The 19,440-nt window shown below is 59.5% G+C and carries 17 protein-coding genes and 1 other RNA gene; 8 read left to right on the forward strand and 10 right to left on the reverse strand.

All coding sequences use genetic code 11. The features are described 5' to 3' along the window. Window positions 1–8 precede the first annotated feature (8 nt). The 7 genes from mraZ to DA915_RS10540 form a co-directional block, all read right to left on the reverse strand. Window positions 9–449: a division/cell wall cluster transcriptional repressor MraZ gene (gene mraZ, locus DA915_RS10510; RefSeq protein WP_107675782.1), complete on the reverse strand. Its 441-nt coding sequence runs from the start codon at window positions 447–449 to the stop codon at window positions 9–11. 401 nt (window positions 450–850) lie between these two features. Next, window positions 851–1,252, reverse strand: an RNA gene (gene rnpB, locus DA915_RS10515) — RNase P RNA component class A. A gap of 56 nt (window positions 1,253–1,308) precedes the next feature. Further along, window positions 1,309–2,499, reverse strand: coding sequence for an FAD-dependent oxidoreductase (locus DA915_RS10520; protein WP_107675783.1), 1,191 nt, complete (start codon window positions 2,497–2,499; stop codon window positions 1,309–1,311). 59 nt (window positions 2,500–2,558) lie between these two features. Beyond that, a complete protein-coding gene (locus tag DA915_RS10525; RefSeq protein ID WP_107675784.1) occupies window positions 2,559–3,746 on the reverse strand; it encodes an FAD-dependent oxidoreductase in 1,188 nt (395 codons plus the stop codon). 92 nt (window positions 3,747–3,838) lie between these two features. Further along, a complete protein-coding gene (locus DA915_RS10530; protein ID WP_003522187.1) occupies window positions 3,839–4,378 on the reverse strand; it encodes a lytic transglycosylase domain-containing protein in 540 nt (179 codons plus the stop codon). Window positions 4,379–4,626: 248 nt separating this feature from the next. After that, on the reverse strand, window positions 4,627–5,406 hold the full coding sequence (locus DA915_RS10535; protein WP_107675785.1) for an N-acetylmuramoyl-L-alanine amidase: 780 nt from the start codon (window positions 5,404–5,406) through the stop codon (window positions 4,627–4,629). Beyond that, entirely contained in the window at window positions 5,403–6,143 is a 741-nt protein-coding gene (locus tag DA915_RS10540; protein ID WP_004430712.1) for a DnaJ family molecular chaperone, read from the reverse strand. Before DA915_RS10540 ends, DA915_RS10535 begins: the two co-directional genes overlap by 4 nt. Before the next feature lie 319 nt (window positions 6,144–6,462). On the opposite strand from DA915_RS10540, the gene DA915_RS10545 reads away from it, so the two are divergent. The 7 genes from DA915_RS10545 (at window position 6,463) to DA915_RS10575 (ending at window position 14,141) form a co-directional block, all read left to right on the forward strand. Continuing rightward, a complete protein-coding gene (locus tag DA915_RS10545; protein WP_107675918.1) occupies window positions 6,463–7,674 on the forward strand; it encodes a pyrophosphate--fructose-6-phosphate 1-phosphotransferase in 1,212 nt (403 codons plus the stop codon). 52 nt (window positions 7,675–7,726) lie between these two features. Beyond that, window positions 7,727–8,362: a LysE family translocator gene (locus DA915_RS10550; RefSeq protein ID WP_004430707.1), complete on the forward strand. Its 636-nt coding sequence runs from the start codon at window positions 7,727–7,729 to the stop codon at window positions 8,360–8,362. A 125-nt stretch (window positions 8,363–8,487) separates the two neighbouring features. After that, complete coding sequence (locus DA915_RS10555) at window positions 8,488–9,561, forward strand: lytic transglycosylase domain-containing protein (protein ID WP_107675786.1); 1,074 nt, start codon at window positions 8,488–8,490, stop codon at window positions 9,559–9,561. 250 nt (window positions 9,562–9,811) lie between these two features. Then, the gene (locus DA915_RS10560; RefSeq protein ID WP_060725106.1) at window positions 9,812–11,062 is read left to right on the forward strand and encodes a DUF3419 family protein; all 1,251 of its coding nucleotides are present in this window, start codon (window positions 9,812–9,814) and stop codon (window positions 11,060–11,062) included. Further along, window positions 11,059–11,778: a class I SAM-dependent methyltransferase gene (locus DA915_RS10565; protein WP_162687099.1), complete on the forward strand. Its 720-nt coding sequence runs from the start codon at window positions 11,059–11,061 to the stop codon at window positions 11,776–11,778. The genes DA915_RS10560 and DA915_RS10565 overlap by 4 nt, the downstream gene beginning before the upstream one ends. A gap of 234 nt (window positions 11,779–12,012) precedes the next feature. Then, a complete protein-coding gene (locus DA915_RS10570) occupies window positions 12,013–12,792 on the forward strand; it encodes a GH25 family lysozyme (RefSeq protein ID WP_107675920.1) in 780 nt (259 codons plus the stop codon). Between the two features lie 122 nt (window positions 12,793–12,914). Further along, the gene (locus DA915_RS10575; RefSeq protein WP_004430698.1) at window positions 12,915–14,141 is read left to right on the forward strand and encodes a lytic murein transglycosylase; all 1,227 of its coding nucleotides are present in this window, start codon (window positions 12,915–12,917) and stop codon (window positions 14,139–14,141) included. Window positions 14,142–14,606: 465 nt separating this feature from the next. Here DA915_RS10575 and metF read toward each other — a convergent pair whose 3' ends face one another. The 3 genes from metF to ettA form a co-directional block, all read right to left on the reverse strand. Continuing rightward, a complete protein-coding gene (metF, locus tag DA915_RS10580; RefSeq protein WP_004430696.1) occupies window positions 14,607–15,500 on the reverse strand; it encodes a methylenetetrahydrofolate reductase [NAD(P)H] in 894 nt (297 codons plus the stop codon). Window position 15,501: 1 nt separating this feature from the next. After that, window positions 15,502–16,515 carry a metalloregulator ArsR/SmtB family transcription factor gene (locus DA915_RS10585; RefSeq protein WP_004430694.1) on the reverse strand — a complete coding sequence of 338 codons (1,014 nt, stop codon included), beginning with the start codon at window positions 16,513–16,515 and terminating at the stop codon, window positions 15,502–15,504. Between the two features lie 160 nt (window positions 16,516–16,675). After that, entirely contained in the window at window positions 16,676–18,325 is a 1,650-nt protein-coding gene (gene ettA / locus DA915_RS10590; RefSeq protein ID WP_004430692.1) for an energy-dependent translational throttle protein EttA, read from the reverse strand. A gap of 147 nt (window positions 18,326–18,472) precedes the next feature. Here ettA and DA915_RS10595 point away from each other — a divergent pair, with 147 nt between their 5' ends. Then, window positions 18,473–19,423: an alpha/beta fold hydrolase gene (locus DA915_RS10595; RefSeq protein ID WP_192886460.1), complete on the forward strand. Its 951-nt coding sequence runs from the start codon at window positions 18,473–18,475 to the stop codon at window positions 19,421–19,423. Window positions 19,424–19,440 lie beyond the last annotated feature (17 nt).

The raw sequence follows: 19,440 nt of genomic DNA on the forward strand, positions 1-19,440 counted from the left end.
TCCCCGTCCTAGGCGGGGCGAGCAGCCGAAAAACCGCGCCCCGCTCTTGCTTCCGCCTGCGCCGCCAAAAACGCATCCGGTTGCCAAAGCTGAAAATGATCCGCCCGCCCAACGAAGGTGACCTCGGTGGATATGCCGGTGAATTCCCGCACAAAATCCGTCACCATCAATCGACCTTCCTGGTCGAGCTTCATGAAAACGCCGCCGCCGTGAACCAGCAGCGACATTGCGTTCGCTTGCCGCGAGAAAGCATCCATGGACGCAATCTGCCGCTCGTAGCGCTCCAGCAAATCCGGACCGCCGACACTGATTGCCGGAAACGCAAAATCCTGGAGACAATAAAGCTCCTGAATGCCGCGCTTCGCCAGCACCGAACGAAACGGAGACGGAACCGAGACGCGCCCCTTGGCGTCGATCCTGTTCGTCACGTTCGATAAAAAGCGGTCCATTACTCAACTCGCCAAAACCGCATGCCGCAAAGCGATCCATCCGCTCCGCAGCCGACACCGGTACGCACGACACATCGCCAAGCGCCAGGGCGACATGCCCTGCAGCAGCCCCTCGTAGGCTCCTCACTCGTTTCAGCGATTGCGGGTCAAAAACACGACCCAATGTGGTGTGCATTTGGGATATCATGGGACACTATGGGCGTCAATGGGAGAAGCCGGCACGATACCGACTTCGCATCGGAAATTCATAAGCCGTTAAGTTTAACGAATGGTTTACTTGACGCGCGACGATGCGCTTTCGCTGCGTGAAAATTCGCCGCAAAACAACAATTTCTCTTTTATGAAACAACGGGATAACTAAATCCCACACGAGACCTGCACTTCAGTGCCGGAAAGGAAAATTCGCCAGTTGGCCTGTAAGCCGGGTTCTGTATGGCCCCGGTTTGACCCGGAACGTGGCAGCCATTCATCTGGGACGGCATTTGCATGCCGCCTCGCGCAACCCACCCGGATGACGGGCCTGGAAACCGGCTGTGAACGGGCTTTCGCCCATCCCGTGTCATCCCTATTCGGTCTTGCTCCCGGTGGGGTTTACCTTGCCGCCGCTGTTACCAGAAGCGCGGTGGGCTCTTACCCCACCCTTTCACCCTTACCATGCGATGCATGGCGGTTTGCTCTCTGTGGCACTTTCCCTGGGGTCACCCCCGCCGGACGTTATCCGGCACCGTATTTCCGTGGAGCCCGGACTTTCCTCACCTTACCGTCTTTCGACATTGGTAAAGCGCGGCTGCCCGGCCAACTGGCATGGGCTCCATAACCATGTTCCGGGGCGAAAGCCACCGAAAAGCGCAGGCAAGGACTAAAGAAATGCGGGTTTGAAATCCGTTGAGAAGGCCCCGTCGGCGATTTCTCCGTCCCGCAGCAGCACAGCGCCAAGCCGACCGATCTCATCGGAGCTCTTGGCCGCCGTGCCGTTGCCGCCGGTCAGAACCGCGATGCGCGACGAGGCGGTGAAACCGATGGCCGGATAACCGCTCCGCGTTTTGGAGACGACGCAGGCGGACATCGAGACACGCGAGAGATCAATGGAAGGCACCAGCGTTCCGACGATGTCAGAGAGATGATCCCGCACGCTTTCGCGTCCACCGGAGCGGAACCATTCCCGGATTTCCGGATCGCTGCCCAGCCTCTTGTCATCGGGATCGCCGCCGATCTTCAGGTAGAATTTGCCATCGGGATAGCGCACCGGCGGTAGCAGATAGATATGTTTTGTCGGCTCTCGCGGCTCATAGATCAGCGACGGCATGTCCGCATATTGCCCAAGGTCACCCTCGCCTATCTCGAAGAAAGCGACGGTGCGTGCATAGACATCAAGAGCCACCGGCTGCGGCAGCAGATCTTTGGTGATCGAGAAGCCGCCGGCCGCCACCAGCACCCGGTCTGCGGTATAAACCGCGCCTGAAGCCGTCTGAACCGATGCCCGGCCATCCTCTTCCCGCGTCGAGACGACGATATCATCGATAAGCGTGACACCTGCCTTTTCAGCGAGAACAGCCTGCGCCTTCACCAGCGCACGCGGATTGACGTATCCGGCGTTGTTCCTCTCGAACACTCCCTCGCAACCCGGCTCGAAGGAGAAATAGGGAAAGCGGCTTTTGAGACTTTGACTGCACAGCAGTTCCGTAGACACGCCAAGCCGTGCCGCCGCCGTGCGGACATCGTCGACAAAAGGATTATCGCCGCCCCGTTCGGGCCCCACCATCAGGCAGCCGACCGGTGCATAAAATTCAACGCCGCTTCTTGCGGCAATATCGGCATAACGCGCGATCGAGCGATTGGCGAGCAGCGCCCAGTCGGCGTCACCATCGATGGTGCGGGTAATCCGCGCTTCATCATAGTGGCTGGCGAAGACACCCTGATGCGATTTGATGTCGGCAGGTTCACCGGGACCGATCAGCGCGACGCCATCCGCCGTTTCCGCCAGATGGCGGGCGGCGGCCGCACCCATCATGCCGCGACCCACGACAATATATTTGAAATGTCCCGACATGCCGCCCTCTTTACCCGCTCACTTCCGTCGCAACCTTTTAGCCGCTTCGTCCGTAAATGTCAGACGAAAACCGGCGACATTTCAGCGGCGAATTCATCCTCGGTCAGCTGGCCGTTCAGAAGCAGCACAGCACCCAGCCGTCCGATCTCGTCCGAAGACTTGGCGGAGACGAAATTGCCGCCGGTCAGAACCGCGATATTGGAGGATTGCGTATAGCCGATATAGGGATAGCCGCTACGGGTGATGGAGGCGACACAGGAGCCGGAGGTCACGGGGCAGCCGGCAAGCTCCGGCATCAGGGATAGCGCCCGCTTTTTCAAAAATTCCACCTCACCCGGCGTACCGTCCGAGTGGAACCAGTCTACCGCTTCGGTGAGCGTTTCAAGCCTGCCCTTCTCGCTTTCGCCGCCGATCTTCAGATAGACCTTACCATCGGGATAACGCACCGGCGGCAGGATATAGACGATGTCGTCCTCGGTTTCCGCGAGCACGATGGTGGAAGGCATCGCACCGAACAGGGCCTGCCTCGCCTCATCCAGCTCGAAAAACACGATGGTACGGCCCGTTGCCGCCATATCGACCGGCGATGGAAGAAGTTCCGCCATGTTGGTAAAGCCGCCCGCCGCGACAATGACCTTTTCGGCGGTATGGACAGCCCCTTCGCGGGTCGAAACCTCCACGCCATGGGAGGTGTCGCGAATATGCGCCGCCGTCTCACGCAGCAGTTTCGCGCCCTGCACCTCGGCAACGGCGCACTGCGCTTTCACCAGGGCGCGTGGATTGACGTGACCGGCATTCTGCGCCTCGAAATAACCGCTGTGATCGGCCGGCAGGGAAAACATCGGAAACCGGTCAACGAGCACATCGCTGCCGAGTGTCTCTACACCAAGACCGAGACGGTCGGCCGAGGAAAGGGCGCGCGAGACATAATCTCCCGCAAGACCCTTACCGTTGCCGGTGAAAAGGCAGCCTGCTTCAGTGAAAAAGCGGATACCGCTTTTGGCCTCGATCTCCGCATAACGGCGGATGGAGCGTTGCGCCAGTTCCGCCCAGACCGGATCGCCGTCAAACCCGCGGGTGATGCGCGCCTCATCGTAATGACTTGAAAACACACCTCGATGGGTCTTGCGATCGGCGGGTTCGCCCGGTCCGATCAGCGCCACGCCATCCGTTTGTGCTGAGAGATGCCGCGCCGCGGCGGCTCCCATCATCCCGGCCCCGACGACGATATATTTGAAATCCGGCATGTCACGCTCCGTATCAGCTTTGCTTCTGACTACAGCATGCCGGGCCGAACCGGAATCGCTTTTCGCAATTTTACAGACAATACAAACCGGCCTCAGCCGGCCAGCAGCGCCTGCACCTTGCCGCAATAACGCTTGGAGACCGGGTTCATGCGGGTGGCGCCATGGCCGGCATTGTAACGCAGGATCGTGCTGCAGACCTGGCCCCCGCCCAGCTGATGCGCCGTCGCCAGATATTGCATGCCCCAGCGAATATTGGTCTCGGGATCGTAGAGCGCCTTGGTGGTGCCGCGATAGCCCATCATCCGCGCCGTTGCCGGCTTGATCTGCATCAGCCCGACCTCGCCTGCGCTGCCGCGGGCCTTCGGATTGAACTTGCTTTCGACCGAAACCACGGCATGCGCCAGATTGGTGGGAACGCCGTAACGCTTGGCATATTTGACGATCAGATCGGAATAATCGTTCCTGAGCGAGGAAGGCAGGCTCTTTTCGGGGATGGGATAACCGGGCTTGCGGAAGAAGGTCTCCAGCGTCACGGTTTTGGTCTTGACGTCCTCGTCTTTGGCAAAAGCAATCCCCGCCTGCGAAGCGAGCATAACAACGCCCGCCACGACAGCAACAACAACCCTGTTCATATGTAGAAAAATTCTCCAGATCGGATGACCGGAACAATGAAACGACACAAATAGTCTGCGCCCGGAAAGTCGATCGCGACCTTCCGCTGTCCAGTCTCCTTGATTGATATTGACGGTAAGTTCCCCTGAAGAACGACACCGCATGCAGTGACGTTCTTAAACTTCCTCAATGCGGATTAACTGTGGCACAAGAAAAAAAGCGACTTGAACACGCTGGAAAAGCGGGAATGCTTTTCCAGAATCGGCGGTTAAGCGCCCGAAAATCTCGGCAGGCTGGCGATCAGCCGGTGCAGCGTGTCAATGGTGGAGAAATCGGCGATGCCATCCACCAGAGCAGGGCGGAAATGCCGCTGGAAAGCAGCCACGGCGCCTTCGGTTTTTTCGCAATAAGCGCCTGTTATTTCAACGCCATAACCATAAATGGACAGCATCGACTGCAGCGCTTCGACCGGCTGGCCATGGTCCCCGCGCTGAAAAAAGCGCCCGCCACGGATCGGCGCAGGCTCCACCCAATGGCCGACACCCTGCTGCGACAGGATGTCCCACGGGAATTTTTCACCCGGATCGACCTTGCGGATCGGGGCGACATCCGAATGCGCCAGCACCCTTTCAGGGGCGATATTCCAGCGCTGGCCGCAATCGCGACACAATTCGATGACGGCTTCGATCTGCTTTTTCGGAAATTCCGGCAGGCCGCCTGGATGGCCCTGATTGGCAATTTCGACACCAATAGAGCGGGAATTGATGTCTTCATCCCCCGCCCAGGTACTTTTGCCCGCATGCCAGGCACGGCGGGTTTCCGACACGAGCTGGAGGACGCGCCCGTCCTCGAAGACGAAATAATGGCTGGAGACCTGGCTTTCGGGATTGCAGAGCCATGACAGCGCGCCATCGGCCGTCGTCATGCCAGTATAGTGCAGAAGAATGATATCAGGACCGGCTACACCCAGCCTTTCGCCATGATTAGGCGAAGGCGCAACGGCTGCGCCCCCGAAATCCGGGGTAAAATCCGGCAGACATTCACTCATGCGACGCGGCGTTCTTTCTCAATGGCCGCATAAGCGGCGTTGAGAGCCGCCATACGCTCATTCGCGGCCGCATGCAATTCCATGGGAACGCCGCGGGCGATGAGCTTGTCGGGATGGTGTTCGGCAACCAGCGTTCGGTACCGCTTGCGGATATCCAGAAAATCGTCCGAAGGTGAAACACCGAGTACGCGGTAAGGGTCGCGCCCGTCCATGTGGACGTGCCGCGCCATGATCGTTTCGAAATGATCTTCGGTGATACGGAAGATTTCCGCGATCCGGCCGAGGAAGGCCAGTTCCCGCTCGTGGATCAGCCCGTCGGCCTTGGCGATGTGGAACAGGCCGTCGATGACACTTTCCAGCATCTCGCAATTGGCGTGCCCGGAACCGCAAAGACCCGCCAGCCGCTCCGCATAGGCTTCGTAACCGGCAACGTCCTGACGCGCGAGGTTATAAAGACGAGCGACGTTCTTGGCTTCTTCTTCCGGGAAATCGAAAATCTGCCGGAAAGCGCGAACCTCGGCATCGTTGACGACCCCGTCGGCCTTCGCCATCTTGGCGGAAAGTGCAATGATGGCCACGGAAAAGGAAACCTTGCGGCGGGTTTCCGGATCACCTTCGAAAAGGGTGCGGATGGCTTCCACCACGCGCCCGAGTGCACCGCCTGCCGCGTCGCCGATTGCGCCGAGCAGCCGTTCCCACAGGGATGAAATTTGCAGACACGCGAAATCGAACATCATGCGACAAGCATGACGGGATATTGCCGCGAATGCAATATGTCCAGCGGTCCGGCGGCATTAACTTTTATTCATCTTTGCGACAGTTTTGCTTCAGGAACAAGAGTGCGGCAGACGATGGGACCACGGTTTTCCACAGACGGCGGATAGCCGGCCACCGGCTATGCCGATTGAAACGATTATATTCCACCACTTTGCTCAAGCCGCTGAAAAACCGCGAGAAATCCGCGTTTTTTTTCATAAATTCACTTTACACCTACACGCGGCTGTCGCATCCATTTGCCAGACATGTCTTTGGGTATATGTGAAAAGGAGAGCCATGATGGCCAAACAGAAAGTCGCAATGCTGACCGCGGGTGGCCTTGCGCCCTGTCTCTCTTCGGCCGTTGGCGGCCTGATCGAGCGTTACAGCGACATTGCGCCCGAGATCGACATCATCGCTTACCGCTCGGGTTATCAGGGCGTGCTTCTGGGTGACCGTATCGAAATCAACAAAGACATGCGCGAAAAGGCGCATCTGCTGCACCGTTACGGCGGCTCGCCGATCGGCAACAGCCGCGTCAAGCTCACCAATGCCGCCGATTGCGCCAAGCGCGGTCTGGTCAAGGAAGGCGACAATCCGCTGCGCGTCGCCGCTGACCGGCTGGCGGCCGACGGCATCACCATTCTCCACACCATCGGCGGCGACGACACCAACACGACGGCTGCGGACCTTGCCGCCTATCTCGGCGCGAACGGCTATAACCTCACCGTCGTCGGCCTGCCGAAGACGGTGGATAATGACGTGGTGCCGATCAAGCAGTCGCTCGGCGCCTGGACGGCCGCCGAAGTCGGCGCCTCCTTCTTTGACAATGTCAGTAACGAACAGAGCGCTGCGCCGAAGACCTTCGTCATCCACGAAGTCATGGGCCGCCATTGCGGCTGGCTGACGGCCGCCACCGCCCGCGCCTATATCCAGAAGACCAGCGGCAATGAATATGTCGAAGGCCTGATGATGAACACGCAGATGAAGAACATCGACGGCATCTACCTGCCGGAAATGGCCTTCGACATCGAGGCGGAAGCCGAGCGCCTGAAGGACATCATGGACAAAAACGGCTATGTCACGCTGTTCGTCTCGGAAGGCGCCGGCCTTGATTCGATCGTTGCCGAACGCGAAGCGTCCGGAGAGGCCGTCAAGCGCGACGCCTTTGGTCACGTCAAGATCGACACCATCAATGTTGGCGGCTGGTTCCAGAAGCAGTTCGCCAGCCTCATCGGTGCTGAACGCTCCATGGTGCAGAAATCAGGCTATTTCGCCCGCTCCGCCGCCGCCAATGGGGACGATCTGCGCCTCATCCAGGGCATGGTCGATCTCGCGGTCGAAAGCGCGCTCAACAAGGTCTCCGGCGTCACCGGCCATGACGAAGACCAGAATGGCAAATTGCGGACGATCGAGTTTCCGCGTATCAAGGGCGGAAAGCATTTCGACCTCTCTGCAAAATGGTTTACCGAAGTGATGGAACACGTCGGTCAGCCGTTCACAGCGGCCTGATTTTACGATAGTCTAAAATAAGACGGCGACAGGGAGGGCAAGGAGGAAGAGAATGTCTGGACAGGCCTGGCTGATTTTTTGTGCAGCATGTGCCGTTGTGTTCGCACTCCCCTCTCCCCTTGTATTCTCTGTTGCCTCCTATGCCGCCATCCGCGGCAAAAAGACGGTCTTCGCCTCCGCTGTCGGCGGCGCGCTCGGCATCGTCACGGCCATGACGATTTCGGCCATTCCGGTGGCCGGTCTCGCCTACCTGCCGCAATCCTTCGTGGAAATCGTGCAATGGGCCGGCATCGGCTGGCTGATGCTGTTTCTGTTGTGGACCTTCGCCACGCCGGCCGCCCAGGCGGCCAATGCCGACAATGACAATCTGCCGGGCAAATCCTGGAGCGGCATTTTCCGCGATTGTTACGCCATTGCCGCTTTGCGCCCGCGCTACTTCACTTTCTTTCTGGCGCTGTTGCCACAATTCGTTTCTACGTCAGGCAACACAATTGAAACGCTCGCCATGGCGCAGGCCGCCATCCTGCTTCTGGCGCTTGTGATTCTGACCGCACAGGCGCTGTTTGCCGGCCCGACGCTCGCGCTGGTGCGCCGCATGTCGGGCGACAAGAAAATCCGGCCGAAATACCGCACTCACTTCATTTCCGGCCGCGCTGTCAGCGCCGGATACAGGCGCATCGCAGCCTGAAAAACCGGGCCGCCACGTCCCGGCTTGCCGCTATCCTTACAATAGGTTAATGAAGGCTCGACGGGACACTGCCTGCTTCGCTCGACGCGGGGGTATCGAAAGACAGGCATAACGAAGGCGGCAACATGCGAAATTCGGGCAAATTCCGCGGAAGAAGTGCACTTCTTCTGTCTTCCACCGTGGGTCTGGCACTGGCATTGAGCGCATGCACAAGCGTCGAATATACCGCGAAGGAAGGGCCTAACGGCCCGAAGATCGCGACGGTCAATCCCGCTACCACTCCTGCGCAAACATCGACGCAGCCGGCAACGGCCGAAGCCGCAGCGGGCGCAACCTCGGCAGCATCAGCGGTGCAGACCGCCGAAACCGCAACCTCTTCCCAGCCAGCAGCACTTCCCACTGCCGTCGCCGTCAAGGGCGGACGCGTGGCCCTGCCGCCGGCGTCCGAAATCGCAGCCGCCGCAGCCATCACCGCCCAGATGCAGCCGCACCAGACGGAAGTGGCTCAGGCCGCAGGGGCGACATCCGCACCCACCGCCGTTGCAGCACTCGCGCCGACAGGCGCCGCTCCCGCGGCAGCAGCCATCGAAACGGCGGCCAAGCCGACTGCCCACAATGCCGCCGCCGATCTGCCGCAGGTGGTTGCCATCAAGGGCAGCTTCCCTCCCGCACCGCCGCCGCCCGGCTCGCCCTCCATCGGCACCGAACTGACGGCGGAACGCAAAGTCATTCCGCTACCGAAGCCGGACAGCACGGTTCTGGCCTATGCCGCCGGCCCCACCAATGCCGCACTTGCCGCCATCCGGCAGAACGAATCAATGACGGCGCCGCTCAATTCCGCGCCGGCTGGACGCGAAAAGCTGAGCGGCCTTATTACCAAATACGCCACCATGTATGATGTGCCGGAAGATCTGGTTCACCGCGTGGTGCAGCGCGAGAGCCGATACAATCCCGGCGCCTATAGCAGCGGCAATTTCGGCCTGATGCAGATTCGGCACGCCACGGCCCGCTCCATGGGCTTCGATGGCCCCGCCTCCGGCCTGTTCGATGCCGAAACCAATCTCAAATACGCGGTGAAATATCTGCGCGGCGCATGGGTTGTGGCTGGTAACGACCGCGACAATGCCGTCCGGCTTTACGCACGCGGTTATTATTACGATGCCAAGCGCAAGGGCATGCTGCACGTTCTGCGCAAGTGATGGCCTCTGGCGGCGCTGGGAGCGCCGTGCAGCTAAGCAGCCTTTCCAAATAAACGCCGCGACGTTTTTTTTCGTCATCCTCGGGACCAGCCCGAGGATGACGCCGTATCCAATGGAAGCTTATCGACAATCCGAGATACGGGCTGGTTTTCCGCCGTCTCCTTTATTCCCCGTCTTTGCCCACAGCCCCTGTCATCAAATTGTAGTGTCACGGCTGTAGACGCCTCTCAATCGACTGAGAGGTGAACATATGACGAGTGCGGCACCCAAGACCGGCTTCAGCAAGAACACAAAACTGAAGTCCGCATTGCTCCAGCACAAGGCGCTCTCAAAAAGCGGATTGTCCGAGCGCTTCTTCGGCGTCCTCTTTTCCGGCCTCGTCTATCCACAGATCTGGGAAGACCCTGAGATCGACATGGAAGCGATGGAGCTTGGCGAAGGCCACCGCATCGTCACCATCGGCTCAGGCGGCTGCAACATGCTGGCCTATCTCTCCCGCAACCCTGCCAGCATCGATGTGGTTGATCTCAACCCGCATCACATTGCGCTGAACAAGCTGAAGCTTGCGGCGTTTCGCCATCTGCCGGCCCATCAGGATGTGGTGCGCCATTTCGGCCGCGCCAACACCCGCAGCAACAGCCACGGTTATGACCGCTTCATCGCCGAGCATCTCGACGCCACGACCAAGGCTTACTGGTCGAAGCGCACCCTTTCCGGCCGCCGCCGCATCTCGGTGTTCGACAGGAATATCTACCGTACCGGCCTGCTCGGCCGCTTCATCGGCGCCGGCCATCTCATGGCCCGGCTGCATGGCGTGAAACTCACCGAAATGGCCAAGACCCGGACGCTGGACGAACAGCGCCAGTTTTTCGACAGCAAGGTCGCACCGCTATTCGACAAGCCGGTGGTGCGCTGGCTGACGAAGCGCAAAAGCTCGCTTTTCGGCCTCGGCATTCCGCCCCGACAATATGACGAGCTGGCAAGCCTTTCCGACGACGGCACGGTTGCCTCCGTGCTGAAGGAGCGGCTCGAAAAGCTCGCCTGCAACTTCCCGCTCAGCGACAATTATTTTGCCTGGCAGGCCTTCGCGCGCCGTTACCCCGAGCCGCATGAGGGCGCACTGCCTGCCTATCTCAAGCCGGAATATTATGAGACGATCCGCAACAACACGGCGCGCGTCGCAGTGCACCACGCCACCTATACCGAGCTTCTCTCGCGCAAGCCGGCAAGCGCCGTCGACCGCTACATCCTCCTCGACGCACAGGACTGGATGACGGACGTGCAGCTCAACGAATTGTGGTCGCAGATCAGCCGCACCGCCGCCTCGGGCGCACGCATCATCTTTCGCACCGCCGCCGAAAAGAGCGTCATCGAAGGTCGGCTTTCCCCTGATATCCGCAACCAGTGGGTCTATCTCGAAGAGCGCTCCAACGAGCTCAACGCCATGGACCGCTCGGCCATCTACGGCGGCTTCCATATTTACGAGAGGGCTATGGCATGAAAACCATCGGCGAGAATGTGGGACTTGCAGACAGCGCGCATGCGAGCCTGATGGACCGCATGTATCGCCACCAGCGGCATATCTACGATATCACCCGCAAATATTACCTTCTCGGCCGCGACAGGACCATTTCCGGCCTCAACGTGCCGAAGGGCGGCACGTTGCTGGAAGTGGGCTGCGGCACCGGTCGCAACCTGCTGCTGGCCAGCCGCAAGTTTCCGGACGCGAAACTGTTTGGCCTCGACATTTCCGCCGAAATGCTGCTGACCGCATCCGAGAATTTCGCCGGCAAGGCGGAACGCCCCATTCTGCGCGTGGCCGATGCCACCGCCTTCCGTGCTTCGGAATTCGGCCAGTCCGAGGGCTTCGACCGCGTCATGATCCCCTATGCGCTGTCGATGATACCGGACTGGGAAAAGGCGATCGAACAGGCGCTCACGGCAGTAAAACCGGGCGGTTCGCTGCATATTGTCGATTTCGGCCAGCAAGAACAATTGCCGAAGTGGTTCCGCACGCTTCTGCAAGCCTGGCTCACCCGCTTTCACGTTACGCCCCGCGCCAATCTCCGCTATGTTCTGGCCAATATGGCCGGCCGTTTTGACGGTAATCTCGAATTCGAGGAAATCGCCCGGGGCTATGCGTGGCGGGCTGTCATCACACTTCCGGTCGTTGAAGCGCAGCAGCCGAAAATCCACCGCATATTGGCCGACGCCTGATTCCCGGGGGCGGTGCGAATCTTTGGGGGCCAAAGGGGGGTCGACCTCAAGGCTCCTGCCGGGCCAGATTTCGGCGTTAAAACCGCAAACCGCTTCGAATCCAGCGACTTGCGGGGTGCAAAAAGCACGTTGCCCCTTGCCATATCAGTTTGTTTACCATGTTATGCGTAAATCGGGAGATACGGCGCGCCATTTTGCGGCCGTGGGATGGGCAACATTTTCATCAGGATTCCAATGCGGCTGCGTTTATCGGCACTATTGTCGGCTTTGCTGTTGATCGGCGGCTGCACCTCCACCAGCTATGACCTGCTGGAAACCGCATCCGTTTCCAAACCGAAATTTTCCGATACCGATCCGCAGGATTTCGGCATGAACAACCCGCACCGTCATGAGGTGCACGGCATCGACGTGTCCAAATGGAATGGTGATGTCGACTGGCAGACCGTCCGCAAGTCAGGTGTTTCCTTCGTCTTCATCAAGGCGACAGAGGGATCGGACCGCATCGATCCGAAGTTCGGCGACCATTGGCGCAGCGCGGCAGCCGCGGATATTCTGCACGCGCCCTATCATTTCTATTATTTCTGCTCGACAGCGGATGCCCAGGCGGACTGGTTCATTCGCAACGTGCCAAAGGATGCCGTCACCCTGCCGCCGGTTCTCGACGTGGAGTGGAACCCCTCTTCGCCCACCTGCAAGACGCGCCCGGCGCCCGGCGTCGTTCGCGTCGAGATGCAGCGTTTCCTTGATCGTATCGAGGCCCATTATGGCAAGCGCCCGATCATCTATACCTCTGTTGATTTCCACCGCGACAACCTCGTCGGTCAGTTCAAGGATTACCATTTCTGGGTGCGTTCCGTTGCCGCCCATCCGGCCAAGATCTACGAAGATCGCAAATGGGCCTTCTGGCAATATACGGCAACCGGCGTCGTGCCCGGCGTAAACGGTCCAACCGACATCAATGTCTTTGCCGGTACGGAGAAAAACTGGCGGAAATGGATTGCTTCGGCCAAATAAGACGGCCAAGAAGCAACACTTTCGAAAAATCGGCGTTGTTCTGCAACGTCAGATCGCACGGTCCGTTTTTTTGTCGCAAACATATGGGTAAAGCGGGCTAACAACCTATCGAGGAAATTCCCATGCCCACGTTCCGGTCGCGCAGCATCGTTTTTGCCGCCGCTTTGTCGCTTCTTTCCACCGCCTCCGCCTTTGCCACCCCGCCCGTTGCCTCGCCTGAGGATCCCAAGCAGGTTGCCTGCGGCGGCGATCTCGGCGCATTCCTTGAAGGCGTGAAAGCCGATGCGCTCGCCAAGGGCATTCCGGCCGATGCTATTCAGAAGGCGCTTGCGGGCGCGCAGATCGATCCGAAAGTGCTCTCGCGTGACCGCGCCCAGGGCGTCTTCCGCCAGACCTTCCTAGAATTCTCCCAGCGCACCGTCAGCCAGGCCCGTCTGGATATCGGCCGCAAGAAGCTGCAGGAACTCTCCTCCACCTTCGCCCGCGCCGAAGGTGAATATGGTGTACCGGCCGGCGTCATCGCCGCCTTCTGGGCCATGGAGACGGATTTTGGCGCCGTTCAGGGTGATTTCAACACCCGTAACGCGCTGGTGACCCTTTCGCATGATTGCCGCCGCCCGGAACTCTTCCGCCCGCAGCTGCTGGCATTGATCGAAATGGTCCAGCATGGCGATCTCGATCCCGCTGCCAACACCGGTGCATGGGCCGGTGAAATCGGCCAGGTGCAGATGCTGCCCAAGGACATCATCGCCTTCGGCGTTGATGGTGATGGCGACGGCCACATCAACGTCAAGAGCAGCGCCCCGGATGCGATCCTGACGGCTGCGAAATTCATCCAGCATCTCGGTTTCAAGAAGGGCGAACCCTGGATCCAGGAAGTGTCGCTGCCGGAAAACCTGCCCTGGGAAAAGTCCGGCCTTGGCGGCCCGCTGACCGCCGGTGACTGGTTCGCGCTGGGCGTGACCCCGCGCGACGGCAACAAGAACTTCGCCACCCTGCCCGCGGCCCTCATCATGCCGCAGGGGCGCAAGGGACCGACCTTCATCACCTATCCGAACTTCAACATCTATCTGGAATGGAACCAGTCGTTCATCTACACGACCTCGGCCGCGTATTTCGCCACCCGCCTGATGGGCTCCCCCGTTTACAACAAGGGCAATCCGGAGCCCGGTTTCGATGACGCGACGATGAAGGAGCTTCAGACCAAGCTCGAAGCGCGCGGACACAATGTCGGCAAGGTGGATGGCATTCTCGGTTCCGGCACCCGCGTCGCCATCCAGAAGGAGCAGCAGCGTCTCGGACTGCCCGCCGATGGCTGGCCGTCTACCGCACTTCTGCAGGCGCTTTAAGCAATCTTAACGGCGCCTTCCGGCCTTTAATCTATCGGCCGGAATCAAGGCATAAAGTGTTAATCTCGACCTGATGACTGGGGATAACACCCCGGTCATTTACTTTTTTTAAACATATGAAGCACTGCATGATAAGAAAATAATCTTTTATTTTCAATTAATTACATAAATTCCTTTTTTATATCGCCTGGCGACGTGCTGCACTGCATCACAAAAACCGCTTTTCAACTGCCACAAAACGGTCATATTATCGAACCTGTCAACAAGAGGAGGCACCCATGGGACTTACAAAATCTCTCAATGCCTTGGCAGTCGGTTTGGCGTTTTTGTTCGTAGCGATGATGCTTTTCATCTGACGCGACGTGAAGACCAAACGCAGATAAGAACCGTAGATGACACGAGTTTAAAAAGCGCAGGCCCCGAGGGACCTGCGCTTTTTTCATGTCGGTAATCTGCTGCTTTAAATCAGGCGGCGCTGCGGCGCAGACGCTCCAGCCCGAGATTTTCAAGCACCGCGTCGACCAGCGGGGCGCGGTTCATGGTGTAGAGGTGGAACTCATTGACGCCACGGCGCTGAAGATCGGCGATCTGTTCGGCGGCAACCTCTGCAGCCACGCGGGCACGACCTTCCAGATCGTCGTCATAGCCTTCAAAACGCTCATCCAGGAAACCGGGAACGCTGGTGCCGCAACGGCCTGCGAAACGCTTGAGCTGGGTGAGGTTCTGGATCGGCATGATGCCCGGAACCACCGGTATGGTGATCCCCGCCGCCGTCACCCGCTCCATATAGCGCTCGAACACGTCGTTATCGAAGAAGAACTGCGTCAGCGCACGCGTCGCGCCATTATCCGCCTTGCGCTTCAGCATATCGATATCAACGGCATCGCTCGCGCTCTCGGGATGTTTTTCCGGATAGGCCGAAACGGAAATCTCGAAATCGCCGATCTCGCGCAGTCCCTTCACCAGAGCCGCCGCGTTCTCGTAACCTTCCGGATGCGGCTGGTAAGCCGTGCCGATGCCGGTGGAGGGATCGCCACGCAGCGCCACGAAATGGCGAACGCCGGCGTTACGGAACTCTTCTATGACCTGATGCACGTCCTCACGGCTGGCATCCACGCAGGTCAGATGTGCTGCGGTCGACAGATGGCTGTCACCGATCATGCGGCGCACCGCATCCAGCGTCGGCGCTTTGGTGGATCCACCGGCGCCATAGGTGACGGACACGAAATCCGGATCCCACTTCTTCAGCTCGGCAACCGTTTCCCAGAGCTGGGTTTCCATCTCGGCATTCTTGGGCGGGAAAAATTCGAAAGACAACCGGATATCGCCATCACGGCGTGCGGTTTCCGACCTCAACATATCATGCCCTCCCGGCAGCAAGTAAAACGGCCTCTTGCACCACATCGTCTGCCATCAGCAGCCGCTGGTCTCGGGCAACCCAGATCGTCACGTCCAGAGCTTCGTCGGACGCTTTTTCAGAATGAAGATCGACGGCACGGTCCGGAGCAAGTCCGGCCTTTTTCAGCCATTCTTCCATCAGCGGATGCGAGAAACCGAGCCGCACATGCGCATGTTCATCGCGCAGATATTCGAAGGAATGCGGCGCAAGGTCGATGACGATCAGCCGCCCACCGGGACGCAGCATGCGCGCGGCTTCCGAAAGCGCGATTTCCGGCTGGTCGAGGAAATGCAGGACCTGATGGATAACGATCAGATCGAAATCCTGTCCCTCCAGCGGCAGATTGAGAATATCGCCATGACGGACCGAGGCATTGACCACGCCCGCCTTGTCGAGATTGGCACGCGCCACCGACAACATGTCACGACTGGCATCGACGCCGATCGCGCGGCGATAGATGCCGCTCAGAAGCTGCAGGATACGGCCGGTACCGGTGCCCAGATCGAGAAGCGAATCGACAGGCGTGGTGCCCACCAGCTTCAGGAGCGCGCCTTCCACGGCCTCGTCACTGACATGCAGGCGACGCAGCTCGTCCCAGGCGGAAGCATTGCGGCTGAAATAATCCTGCGCCCGCTCCGCCCGCACCCGCTTGACAGTGGCAAGCCGTTCACTGTCACGCTGGAGAACGGCATCCGACGGCGACGCGGCGCCAAGCAGCTGCCGAACGACGCCCGCAGGTTCGCCATCCTGCCGCAAACGGAAATAGGCCCATGCGCCTTCCTGATAACGCTCGATAAGCCCCTCTTCCGTCAAAAGCTTGAGGTGACGGGAGATACGCGGCTGCGACTGGCCGAGGATTTCGGTAAGATCGGTAACCGTCAGATCGCCTGCCGCCAGAAGCGCAAGCAAGCGAAAGCGTGTCGTCTCACCCGCCGCTTTCAACAGATCCACCAATTTGTCCAGACCGAACGTCACTCTGCCGTGCCTCGCAAGCTAATCAAGATATAAAGATATCTTTATGTCGATGTGGCGTTCGATGCAAGCGTAAAGTGTCGTGCGAGACGATCATGTCCACTTATTGCACGGAAAAAGGCCCGCTTTACGGCGGGCCTTTCTTGAAGAGATGATGAAAGGATCAGCGTGTCAGGCGCTTGTAGCTCACGCGGCCGGGCTTGATGCTTTCCGGGCCGAGGCGGCGGACCTTGTCCTTTTCGTAGTCTTCGAAGTTGCCTTCGAACCATTCCACATGGCTGTCACCCTCGAAAGCGAGGATGTGGGTGGCCAGGCGGTCGAGGAACATGCGGTCGTGGCTGATGATAACGGCGCAGCCGGCGAAGGCTTCCAGCGCTTCTTCGAGCGCTGCCAGCGTTTCCGTATCAAGGTCGTTGGTCGGTTCGTCGAGCAGCAGCACGTTGCCGCCGGCCTTCAGCATCTTGGCGAGGTGCACGCGGTTACGCTGACCACCCGAGAGGTTACCGACCTTCTGCTGCTGATCGCCGCCCTTGAAGTTGAAGGCGCCGCAATAGGCGCGCGAGTTCACTTCGAACTTGCCGAGCTTGATGATGTCGTTGCCGCCGGAGATTTCCTCCCAGACGGTCTTGTCACCCGCCAGCGTATCGCGGCTCTGGTCGACATAACCGAGCTGAACCGTCTCGCCGACAGTTACCGAACCGCTATCCGGCTGTTCCTGACCGGTGATCATCTTGAACAGCGTGGACTTACCCGCACCGTTCGGACCGATGACGCCGACGATGCCGCCGGGCGGCAGCTTGAAGGAAAGGTTTTCGATCAGCACGCGGTCGCCATAGGACTTGGTGAGGTTCTCGGCCTCGATGACAACGCGGCCAAGACGCTCGGCAACCGGAATAACGATCTGCGCGTCGCCGGGACGGCGGTTTTCAGCTGCTTCCACCAGTTCGTCATAGGCCTTGATACGGGCCTTGGATTTCGTCTGGCGTGCCTTGGGGCTGGAGGCGATCCACTCGCTTTCGCGGCTGATGGCCTTCTGGCGCGATGCATCTTCGCGGGCTTCCTGCTGCATGCGCTTGGCTTTCGCCTGCAGGTAAGCGGAGTAGTTGCCTTCATAGGGAATGCCGCGGCCACGGTCGAGCTCGAGAATCCAGCCCGTGACGTTGTCGAGGAAGTAGCGGTCGTGGGTGATCATCATCACGGCGCCGGGATAGTCGCGCAGGTGCTTTTCAAGCCACGCAATGGTTTCCGCATCAAGGTGGTTGGTCGGTTCGTCGAGCAGCAGCAGGTCCGGCTGCGACAGCAGCAGGCGGCACAGCGCCACGCGGCGGCGTTCACCACCGGAAAGGCCTGTTACGGCTGAGTCACCGGGCGGGCAACGCAGGGCGTCCATCGCCATTTCGACCTGGTTTTCGAGGTCCCACAGGTTCTGGCTGTCGATGATGTCCTGGAGCTTCGCGCCCTCATCCGCCGTTTCGTCGGAATAGTTCATCATCAATTCGTTGTAGCGGTCGACGATTGCCGTCTTGCTCGCCACGCCTTCCATGACGTTTTCCATCACGGTCTTGTTTTCGTCGAGCTTCGGCTCCTGCTCGAGATAACCAAGCGTCGCGCCTTCGGCCAGCCATGCCTCGCCGGTATATTCCTTGTCGAGACCGGCCATGATCTTCAAAACAGTCGACTTACCGGCGCCGTTCGGGCCGAGGATACCGATCTTGGCGTCTGGGTAGAAGGAGAGATGAACGTTCTCCAGAACCTTCTTCGCGCCATAGGCCTTGTTCAGCCCGGCCATGTGATAGATGAATTGACGTGCCATTGTAGCGAATGCTCCACATCGGATTTTTAAGAGTACGTATCGGGAAATTTGCCGCTATGTAGGGTAAATAGGACCTTGGGGCAACCTCTGGCACGATTATGACCCCATGATTATGACAAGGGATGTTATGGCAGGACAGGCGCGATCATGAATGAAACGACCGACGACTTGGCCTTCAGCCGTATTGAGAGACTGGAAGCCCCCTCCGGCGCATCCATCGCCTTTCGCCACCAGCCCTCCGCCCTTTCCCCGGCGCGCGGCGTGCTGATGATCTGCCACGGGCTGGTTGACCATGCAGGCCGCTATCGCCGGTTCGCGGATGTGATGTCGAAGCAGGGTTTCGAAGTCTATGCCCACGACCATCGCGGCCATGGCCGCACGAGAGCGGCAGATGCGCCTCTCGGCCGTTTTGGCTGGAAGGACGGCGCGGAAAAGGTCATTGCCGATGTCATGGCGATGCGCCGGATGGTCGGCGAAAGGCACCCCGGCCTGCCGGTGATCCTGTTCGGCCATTCCATGGGTGGCCTCGTGGCGCTTAACACCGCCGTCAGCCATCCGGATGCCTTCGACGGCCTGTCGATCTGGAATTCCAATCTCAATCCCGGCCTCATGGGCCGTGTCGCACAGGTTCTGCTGCGGCTGGAAAAAATGCTGAAAGGCTCTGACGTGCCGAGCGCCATTCTGCCGAAGGCAACCTTCCGCGCATGGAATGCCCGAATGCCGGAAAGGCGCACCCATGCCGACTGGCTGAGCCACGACAGGGCGGCGGTGGACGCCTATGTGGAAGACCCGCTCTGCCAGTTCGAGGCCAGTGTTTCCCTGTGGCAGGATGTTTTCCAAATGTCCTATCGCGCACCGAAACTCATCGAGCGCCTGCCAAAAGCCTTGCCGCTTCTGCTTGTCAGCGGCGATCAGGACGCCGCCACCAATGACGGCCAAGAGATCGTCTGGCTGGCGGAGCGTTTCCGGGAGGCCGGTTTCAGCCATGTCGAGCACACGATCTACAAGGGCATGCGGCACGAGACCTTGAACGAGATCGGCTGGCAGGCCGTGGCGGCGGATTTCGCCGCCTGGTGCGGGCGCGTCGTCGGCGATTGAGGCGGCCTTTGCCGAAA

The organism is Agrobacterium sp. LAD9, from assembly GCF_003031125.1.
Classification (GTDB): Bacteria; Pseudomonadota; Alphaproteobacteria; order Rhizobiales; family Rhizobiaceae; genus Agrobacterium; species Agrobacterium radiobacter.

Coding starts and splice junctions, on each gene's coding strand:
- DA915_RS10535 (WP_107675785.1), bottom strand. CDS start 5,406: ATGAGTGAATGTCTGCCGGATTTTACCCCGGATTTCGGGGGCGCAGCC.
- DA915_RS10560 (WP_060725106.1), top strand. CDS start 9,812: ATGACGAGTGCGGCACCCAAGACCGGCTTCAGCAAGAACACAAAACTG.
- DA915_RS10570 (WP_107675920.1), top strand. CDS start 12,013: ATGCGGCTGCGTTTATCGGCACTATTGTCGGCTTTGCTGTTGATCGGC.
- DA915_RS10520 (WP_107675783.1), bottom strand. CDS start 2,499: ATGTCGGGACATTTCAAATATATTGTCGTGGGTCGCGGCATGATGGGT.
- DA915_RS10550 (WP_004430707.1), top strand. CDS start 7,727: ATGTCTGGACAGGCCTGGCTGATTTTTTGTGCAGCATGTGCCGTTGTG.
- metF (WP_004430696.1), bottom strand. CDS start 15,500: ATGTTGAGGTCGGAAACCGCACGCCGTGATGGCGATATCCGGTTGTCT.
- mraZ (WP_107675782.1), bottom strand. CDS start 449: ATGGACCGCTTTTTATCGAACGTGACGAACAGGATCGACGCCAAGGGG.
- DA915_RS10565 (WP_162687099.1), top strand. CDS start 11,059: ATGAAAACCATCGGCGAGAATGTGGGACTTGCAGACAGCGCGCATGCG.
- DA915_RS10545 (WP_107675918.1), top strand. CDS start 6,463: ATGGCCAAACAGAAAGTCGCAATGCTGACCGCGGGTGGCCTTGCGCCC.
- DA915_RS10595 (WP_192886460.1), top strand. CDS start 18,473: ATGAATGAAACGACCGACGACTTGGCCTTCAGCCGTATTGAGAGACTG.
- DA915_RS10555 (WP_107675786.1), top strand. CDS start 8,488: ATGCGAAATTCGGGCAAATTCCGCGGAAGAAGTGCACTTCTTCTGTCT.
- DA915_RS10540 (WP_004430712.1), bottom strand. CDS start 6,143: ATGATGTTCGATTTCGCGTGTCTGCAAATTTCATCCCTGTGGGAACGG.
- ettA (WP_004430692.1), bottom strand. CDS start 18,325: ATGGCACGTCAATTCATCTATCACATGGCCGGGCTGAACAAGGCCTAT.
- DA915_RS10575 (WP_004430698.1), top strand. CDS start 12,915: ATGCCCACGTTCCGGTCGCGCAGCATCGTTTTTGCCGCCGCTTTGTCG.
- DA915_RS10525 (WP_107675784.1), bottom strand. CDS start 3,746: ATGCCGGATTTCAAATATATCGTCGTCGGGGCCGGGATGATGGGAGCC.
- DA915_RS10530 (WP_003522187.1), bottom strand. CDS start 4,378: ATGAACAGGGTTGTTGTTGCTGTCGTGGCGGGCGTTGTTATGCTCGCT.